Raw genomic sequence first — 7921 nt, forward strand, 5'->3', positions numbered from 1 at the left:
GATAAATCGGATGTCCCCACGTACCGAAGCGGCTCCCCGGCCGGTGCTTCCCCCGACAATTCCTGCCAGCGACGACCAGACGGACACCAAAGCTCAGCCATCCCGTCCCTCGGCCGGGCTCCTCGGGCCATCGCAGGCCCCCGCTGCGCCTCTGGCCCTGCTGCCGACGACGCAAACGTCGGCCGCGTCGGTGGTCAGCCCGCAAGGCCTTCAAGCCGCGTCCGATATCGTTGCCACCGCACTCAAGGACGCGCACGGCGATGCTATCAAGACGCTGCAGCTCCTGAGCATCGGCTGTCAGCAGCAACCAGACGAGGTGCGACGACTGGTCCTGCAGGATCCCGCGACCTCCTACTTCGTCAACGACGCCGCCAAGCAGATCAACGCGCCCCTGGCCGATACCACTCTGTTGCCGCGGCAGCGGGCGGACCAGGCCATCCGCAATCTTGCAACAGCTGCCGCCCTCGTCGATCGCGAATTCGCCGGCATGCTCGCGGAATGGGCCGCGGTGGACTATCACCAGCCTGCCGGGGACCATCGGACCTTTCCGACACTCGCACCGCTGGGGCCGGACGGCCTGGCCGACGTCGTTGCCCTCTGCGATCAGATCTCCGGCACAGCCAGAGGCGACCGCGTGGTTGCGGACTTAGCGTCCCTCACCGCGTGGGATGCGGCGCCAGTGCTCAGCGCCATGCAGCACGGCGGCGGCATGGCCTACGCGCTCGCCCACGCACATCAGGCGCAGATGCAAGGCGGCAGCGCATCCGAAGTGTTCCAGACGCTTGCGGCCACGACGCCTGGATCGCAGGCCGCGATCCAACACGAGACCAAGGCCGACGTCGAGGCGCTCGCCAAGCATGACGGCGAACTGGCGTGGCTGTCCACCACCCTGGGGCCGGCTCTCTCCGCGGAGCGATCGCAAGCGGCGATGGACGCCTATCTCGCGCATAAGGGCCCGGAATGGCGCGCGGAACACGACCGCTTGAATCGGGCCATCGTCGACGACGGCAGCAGGCTGGTCCGGCACATGATCGCGATGGGAAAGCTAGCCCGTAAACTGAACGCCGGTCCCGAATTGCTGGGCCAGTGGATGGCCATTGCGAACGACGACGCTGCGCGCCTTGCGATCGAGATGGCGATTCAGGCCGACCCGACTCTGCAAAAGGACGATGCACTGAACGACATCGTCGACATGCTCTCGTCTCTCAAGAGCCATGACGGCTCTGCTTTCTCGCTGGCCACCAAGGGCAAGCTCGCCTTTCTCGGCTTGCGGCTCACCAACGTAGCCGCCACCGCACTCGTGCGACGTATGGTATCCGGCAAGCTCGCCGGCCTCGACGTGACCGACCCGAAGCGGATCGAAAAAGCGGTCGAAGCGATCAAGGGGATGGCGGACACGCGGCTTGCGAGACTGCTGGGAATTTCGAAGCCCGAGCTCGACAAGGCGGTCGCCGCCGTGACGAAGGTTTCGCAAGTGTCGACCGATGATGCCGCGGCGCTTGCGGGGCTCGAGGCGGAGCTGAAAGCGGCCGGGCGCACGGCAGGCGCCTTCGCGCGGGACACCTCGGCCGGCCAGGTGATGCGCGGCCTTGCGCTCGCGGTCGTTGCCCTCAACCTCTACAATACCGTGCGCTTCGGGCATCTCGACCTGAATACCGTGGCCAAGACCGGGACGCTCAGCACCCTCGGGGCGCAGAGACTCAGTGAATTTCTGGTCAGTATCGGCAAAGCCGACGCCACCAAGGGATTCGGACGGCTGGCCGGCGCGAAAGTGGCGAACGTTGCCGCTGGCGAAGTCCTGATTGCCGCGTTCGCGGTGATCGAAGCCGTGAACAGCGTACGCTCGGGTTTCGGACTCGGCGTTCCCCAGGACACCGCGGCGGCACTGGCTTCCGCCGGCTCGGCCGTCGGATTCGGCCTCGCGGTGGCCCCCGCGTTCGGCGCGGCGTCCTGGACCGGACCGGCGGGAATTGCCGTTGCGACAGTATCGGTGATCGGCAAGGCAGTGTACGATGGGCACAAAGCGGCCCATCAATACGAAGAGCCGATGCGGATCATGCTGCGCGCAGCAGGTTTCAGCCCGCAGGCTTCGAGCGAATTGAGCAAGCAGAGCGGCTATTTCACCACTCTCCCCGGTGGCTCCCAAGTCGCATTCCTCGCTCGATATGCGGAATACCGGCAGATCACGCCCGATCAGCTCCTCACCTGGATCAATGGCCTCAGCGCTGCCCAGCTCAAGCAGCTCTCCGAACGCGTGCTGTTCGAGCTGGGACAGGGTGAGGACGGCCGCGATAGATCCTCCGAGATCAGGACGCAATGGGCCGGCGCAGCTCTCGCCCAGGGCGTGGGTTACGGACCGAGTGAGGAGATCATCTTTGGGGTCTTCGACCTCGGGCTCGATCACGAGCGAATTCCCCATCCGCTGGCCAAGGACATTCATCCCTATCGCTAGGGTCCAGGAGACGTTCAAATGAGCGGTGAAGTCGGCGGCCCTCCGTCCCAACAACCGGTGCACCTGAGGTCCCCGATCCAGGTTGCGGAAGCACCCTCGCCGGGCAAGCCGATCTCCGGCGGGATCGCCGCGCAAACGTCGCCGCCTCCCCCTGCCGCGCCGGAGCCCTTCAACATCAATCGCGAGATCGTCGAAGCCCTCAACAGGTCCACGACAGAGGCGCTCACCCTCTACGAGACCGACATCGGGACGAAGCGGGCGATCGAGCAATCGAACCTGACGCCCGACGCAAAGCTGCAGAAGCTGGCCCAGCTCCGACCCACGCTCGAACGTCACGCCACCGCAGCGCGGAATCTCGCCGACGCCAATGTCGAATGGCAGCAACGATTCCTGCGGCAGGCACGGGACGCGAGGCGCGAGGCCGATGAGGCCGGCAACCGCGCTGTACAGAAGCTCGCGCTCGCCAGGCACACCGTCGCCATGGGAACGACTGAAGCGGATGCGTATTTCCGCTCCGTCTACGCGGAACTGGACAGGACGGGGATGCGAAGACAGCTGACCCAGGGCGCCTATCAAGAGGCGCAACGCCATGCCGACGAGGCTCAGACACTCCAGTTGAGAGTCTATCACCTCCTGGGCGTCAAACCGCCGCCGCTTCCTCACGATTAGACGAGACTTGCTTCGGTGCGCTGCGTCCAGCTCGTCCGAAATGCGCACGCTGCAAAACACAATGGCCCTGTAACCCCTGCGACACGGCCGCTGCCGACCCGGCGCTATCATGCCGACACTGGGTTCGAGGACCTCACCGCGATGTCGATACTCGATGGACTGCCGAAGAGCGAAGCCGAATGGCGCCGCATGATCGACATCGCCACCCCGACCGCGCAGCGGCTGATCGACAGCCTCGAGTTGTCGCCGAAGGCGCAGAGCATCATCAAGCTGATGTCGGAAGGCATGGCGCTGGCCGACATCTGCGGCCTGACCAGCGAGGAGCGCGACGCCATGTTCATCCGCGGCTGCTGGATGATCCAGGCCGGCGACATCAGGAAGGGACGCGACTGGATGATGGTGCTGCACCAGCTCGAGCCGCTCGATGCCCGCGTGATCTACGCGATCGCCCTCACCTATCAGGGCGAGGGCAACATCGCGCTCGCCGCCAAGCTCTATGTGCATTTCATCGCCCTCGATGCCGCCAATCCGGAAGGACATCTGCGGCTCGGCGAATGTCTGCTGTCGGCACGCGAATATGACGGCGCGATTGCGCATTTCGCGGTGGCCGAACGGCTGAGCCGCAGCACCAGTGCCGCCGCGGCGGCGTACGCCGTGCGGATGCATGCCCACGCCATCGAGCGGCGCTCCGCGCATCGGCACGCCCTCGAAGCCGCGAGATAGCGATCAGCCATCACCAGCAAGAGCAGCTCACCATGGATGCCGTAACCAAACCAGTTTCGCCGATCTCGACCGGACAGGTCGCGCCGCAGATCGTGCCGGTCGATCCGAAAGTCGGCGCCGGGGTGGCCGGTGCGGCCGCCGTCGGCAGCGGCAACCTGCCACCGCCCAGCGGCGTTGCCGACGACCTCGGCGCAGCCTTTGCCAGTCTCGCCGGCTTCATGCCGAACCACGAGAGCCCGGAGCTGACCTGTGCGGTCGCGGCCGCCAAGATCGCGGATATCCTGGGCAAGGCCAACCGCGACGAGATCAAGGTCGACGACCAGCGCCGCCAGGAGGTGGTTGCGCGGCGACTGGAGGCCGCGCAAAAGGCGATCGACGAGCTCGCCAAGCAGTCGGACAGCTCGTGGCTGGATGTCGTCAAGACGGTGTGCGAAGTGATCGTTTCCGTCGTCAGCATCATTGCGGGGGTGGTCGCGAGTGCGAGTGGCGTCGGTGGCCCGCTCGGCGCCTTGCTGATCGCTGCGGGCGTCTGTGGTCTCATATCGGCCACCGACAGCACGCTGAACATGACCACCGGGCACGGACTGGCCGGCAACCTCTATCTCGCGTTCCGTCCCGGCGACAAGGATGGCGCCAACGACGCCGACACGATATTTGGCATCGCGCTCGCCGCGGCGCAGATTGCGCTCGGCGTGGCGACCATCTTCTGCGGTAACCCGTCCGAGCTTCAAGCTGGCATCCTCCGGCTGTCCGCCCAGCTGACGGCATCGGCGGCCGAGGCGACGGCCGCCTATATCGATTACCAGAACGCCGGCCACCAGGCGGCAAGCAAGCGGGCACATGCCGATCAGCAGATTGCCCAGGCCACCCTCGAGCAGATCGACGAATACGTGCAGCAGGCCATCAAGCGCCTGACGACGACGAGCGAGAGCTGGGGCCGCGTCCTCGAGGAGACCGCCGACACCCTGCGCAACAAGGCAAACGCAACCTCGCGCGTCCGCTTCGCCTGACGATCCATTCACGCAAGGAGACACCACACCATGATCGAGAGCATTCGAAATTCCGGCGCCCAGCTCGACCAGCCGCTGCAGGACAGCGCCCAGCCCGTCGCGAAGGGCGGCAAGGCCACCGCGTCGGGAATCTCCAGCCTGCAAAGCACCGTTCCGCCTTCCACAGCCTCCGCTCCCCGAAACGTCGCGTCGACATTCGCGCCGACCTCGGCGGTCCCGGCAGCCGAGTATGACGGCGCAGTCGACGCCGCCGCGAGCCGCTTCTCCGCCGCAGCGAGTGCGCTGAATCCGGCGGTCGTCCCGGACGGCGACGCCGGATTGGCGCTGTCGCCGCTGGATGCCGCACGCGCGCTGTTCAAGGCCGTCCTGCAATCGAACGATCACCAGCAGGACGACGCTCTCCAGAAGCGCAAGGAGGCCATGGAGGCTGCGCGCTCGCAGCAGTTGGCCCAAGCCGCGACCAACAAGACGGCGGCCAAAGAGATCGAGAGCAATTCGACGTGGCAACTTGCGACGTCGCTAGTTGGCAGCGCCACCACCATGGTAAGCGCCTATTGGAGCTCGGAAAGCGGCCAACGAGCATTTGGCAAAGGCCTATCGGACGCACTTGCAGCCGGTTCAGCCAAAATTGGATCCGAAACCCAGGCCAATGCCAAGTATCGCGAAGCGGAAGGCCAAATCGCCGCGGCCGACGCCGAGCTGGCCAACACCCACAAGGCCGACGCCAACGATCTGACCGAACGGCTGCGCCAGCAGTTCCAGCAGCTGTTCCAGGCCATGTCGGAGATGCGGGCCGAGAAGGCCAACCAGCTTCGCGCGCTGGTTTGATCCGGCGGCACCGGACCGGCATGACGCCTAGAGGCAAGATGGCGACATCCTTCATGACTGCACCACCGTACCGCACCGCCACGCGGCGGCTGCGGAACGGCCATCGAGACGGCCCGCGATGAACGACGAATTCCGTCGCCTGATCGAGACGCTCTGGCATTCGCTCGGCCTGTCGCCGCCCCGTTTGCGATCCGGCGACGAGGCCTCGCTCAGCGTCGACGGCATCTCCATTACGCTGGCACTGAGCCATGACGAACGCCACGTCGTGATCTCGGGTCCCGTCGGCGCGCTCTCCGACGATCCACTCGCGATGGACGAGGAGATCGCCCGCCTGCTCAAATCCAACCTGCGATTTTTGCCCTACCGGCGCGCGTGTTGTCGCATCGACAACCGATCCTCGCCGCCGGCCGTCAGGATCGAGGCAATTGCGCCTTGCCTGCCGGACGCGATGACCCGTCTGGTCGAGACCATCGGCGACGTCGCGCATATGGCGGTGGACTATGCCGCAGAGCTCGGCCATCCCAAGGCGCCGCGTTTGGCGGCCCCAGCGCCGAGCCAGGGCCATGACGAGACTATCCTGATCTTCCGGCCTTGACGCGTAGCGGCGGGAAGGCTGCCGGCGTTTGCCGGAAACGAACGAATTGCCGAACGAATCATTGCGCGGAGAAGGCATATGAGGACCATCACGGCCGATGCGGCCAGCAGCCTCGGAAAGTTCCTCGCCCGGGACTTTCGCTCGATCTTCGGGCCGGCCGGCAGCGCGCTGGCGGATCAGCTCGGCTCGCTCGCACGCATGACGATCGAATGCATCGCCCGAAGCGATGCGCTCTATCACAATTACGAGCACACCTGGCTGGTGACGATGGTCGGACGCGACATCCTGCATGGCCTGATGATGTCGCGGCGGATCGAACCTTCCGACTATATGCATTTGATCCTGGCGTGTCTGTTCCACGACATCGGCTATGTCCGTGGGATCCTCAGCGGCGATACGGTCGAGGAGTTCGTCGCGCATGAGGATGGCCGCAGGATCAAGCTTGCGCGCGGGGCCTCCGACGCCGCGCTGATGGCCTGTCACGTCAACCGCTCCAAGATGTTCGTCCGCGAACGACTGGCCGACACTCCCGAGATCGATGCCAACCGCATCACCGAAGCGATCGAATTCACCCGGTTTCCGCCTTCCCCGGCCGAGAGGTGCGGCACCTCCGATTTCGTGCCGCGGCTCGTCCAGGCGGCAGACTTCATCGGCCAGCTCGGCGATCCCATGTATCCGCGCAAGGTGAATGCGCTGTTCTACGAATTCGAGGAGAATGGTCGCAACCGGCAACTTGGCTATTCGTCTCCGGCCGATCTCGTCGACAAATATCCGGAGTTCTTCTGGAACACGGTCTCGATGCACATCGGCGACGGCATGAAATATTTGAACCTGACCGTCTCGGGCCGGCAGTGGATCGCCAATCTGCACCATCATGTGCTGTGCGCAGAGAATGCACTGCGCATGATGGGCCCGCAGCTCGGACAGAGCCAAGCCGTACGGCATGGGGCGCCGACGCTTTAGCGCAAGCGGCCGAGGCAAGCATCGTTGCACTCCCTCTCGTGTCCCGGACAAGCTGCAACGCGCGAGCGTTGCGGCGCAGAGAGGCGGCACGGCACGATGCGGATGGATGGGCCCCGGCTCTGCAGCGCACCACTTCGTGCTGCGCCGCGTCCGGGGCACGAGAGCGGTGAGTGGCGCGCGCGCTCTCCAACGTCATTACAATGCGCCAGTGCGCATCCCAGCAGCAGTGCCGTCGGGTGGGCAAAGGCGCACAGCGCCGTGCCCACGATCTCTGTCCATAAGCAACAAGGCGTGGGCACGCTTCCGCTTTGCCCACCCTACGAGATCGAGTTTGTGGCACGCAGCTCAGCTCGCAGACATGCCTTCGCGTCCTCGCGGCGGATTTCGCCCGAGCTTTGCTTGATCTTTCGCCCCTCTAAATCCAAGAGGGCGCAGGGAAGGCCGGGTGCTGGCTCGCACCCGCGGTCCGCTGCGCGAAATGCACACGCAGAAAGAACCGCACAGCAGCATACAGGTGGTGCCGATCACTCGGCCTTCCCTGCGCAGTGGCTGGACGGCTTATGCCGTGATCTCCCGGGAGCCGACCATTCCTTCTGGCCTCCCTCGCCCCGCGAATTGGATGATGCAGTCTGCCCGGTTGGGCTCGCTCGCACCTTCGCAAGACTTGACCGTAGCAACGAC

7 protein-coding genes are annotated in these 7921 nt (G+C 65.3%); all 7 read left to right on the forward strand.

The window, feature by feature from the left end:
• Positions 1–10 precede the first annotated feature (10 nt).
• The 7 genes from AABA84_RS32355 (at position 11) to AABA84_RS32385 (ending at position 7240) form a co-directional block, all read left to right on the forward strand.
• Positions 11–2452: a hypothetical protein gene (locus tag AABA84_RS32355; protein ID WP_212252571.1), complete on the forward strand. Its 2442-nt coding sequence runs from the start codon at positions 11–13 to the stop codon at positions 2450–2452.
• Between the two features lie 18 nt (positions 2453–2470).
• Positions 2471–3121: a hypothetical protein gene (locus AABA84_RS32360; RefSeq protein ID WP_338314156.1), complete on the forward strand. Its 651-nt coding sequence runs from the start codon at positions 2471–2473 to the stop codon at positions 3119–3121.
• 141 nt (positions 3122–3262) lie between these two features.
• Positions 3263–3844 carry a hypothetical protein gene (locus AABA84_RS32365; protein WP_338314157.1) on the forward strand — a complete coding sequence of 194 codons (582 nt, stop codon included), beginning with the start codon at positions 3263–3265 and terminating at the stop codon, positions 3842–3844.
• Positions 3845–3936: 92 nt separating this feature from the next.
• Positions 3937–4854 (forward strand): hypothetical protein, encoded by a 918-nt coding sequence (locus tag AABA84_RS32370; RefSeq protein ID WP_212252576.1) that lies wholly within the window; start codon positions 3937–3939, stop codon positions 4852–4854.
• A 30-nt stretch (positions 4855–4884) separates the two neighbouring features.
• Entirely contained in the window at positions 4885–5682 is a 798-nt protein-coding gene (locus tag AABA84_RS32375; protein ID WP_338314158.1) for a hypothetical protein, read from the forward strand.
• Between the two features lie 118 nt (positions 5683–5800).
• Positions 5801–6277 carry a type III secretion system chaperone gene (locus AABA84_RS32380; RefSeq protein WP_212252580.1) on the forward strand — a complete coding sequence of 159 codons (477 nt, stop codon included), beginning with the start codon at positions 5801–5803 and terminating at the stop codon, positions 6275–6277.
• 78 nt (positions 6278–6355) lie between these two features.
• Complete coding sequence (locus tag AABA84_RS32385; RefSeq protein ID WP_338314159.1) at positions 6356–7240, forward strand: HD domain-containing protein; 885 nt, start codon at positions 6356–6358, stop codon at positions 7238–7240.
• Positions 7241–7921 lie beyond the last annotated feature (681 nt).

The organism is Bradyrhizobium sp. TM239, from assembly GCF_036247985.1.
Classification (GTDB): Bacteria; Pseudomonadota; Alphaproteobacteria; order Rhizobiales; family Xanthobacteraceae; genus Bradyrhizobium; species Bradyrhizobium ottawaense.

Excerpts from the sequence above, each read along its gene's own strand:
- AABA84_RS32365 (WP_338314157.1), top strand. The coding sequence starts at position 3,263 with ATGTCGATACTCGATGGACTGCCGAAGAGCGAAGCCGAATGGCGCCGC.
- AABA84_RS32355 (WP_212252571.1), top strand. The coding sequence starts at position 11 with ATGTCCCCACGTACCGAAGCGGCTCCCCGGCCGGTGCTTCCCCCGACA.
- AABA84_RS32385 (WP_338314159.1), top strand. The coding sequence starts at position 6,356 with ATGAGGACCATCACGGCCGATGCGGCCAGCAGCCTCGGAAAGTTCCTC.
- AABA84_RS32380 (WP_212252580.1), top strand. The coding sequence starts at position 5,801 with ATGAACGACGAATTCCGTCGCCTGATCGAGACGCTCTGGCATTCGCTC.
- AABA84_RS32375 (WP_338314158.1), top strand. The coding sequence starts at position 4,885 with ATGATCGAGAGCATTCGAAATTCCGGCGCCCAGCTCGACCAGCCGCTG.
- AABA84_RS32360 (WP_338314156.1), top strand. The coding sequence starts at position 2,471 with ATGAGCGGTGAAGTCGGCGGCCCTCCGTCCCAACAACCGGTGCACCTG.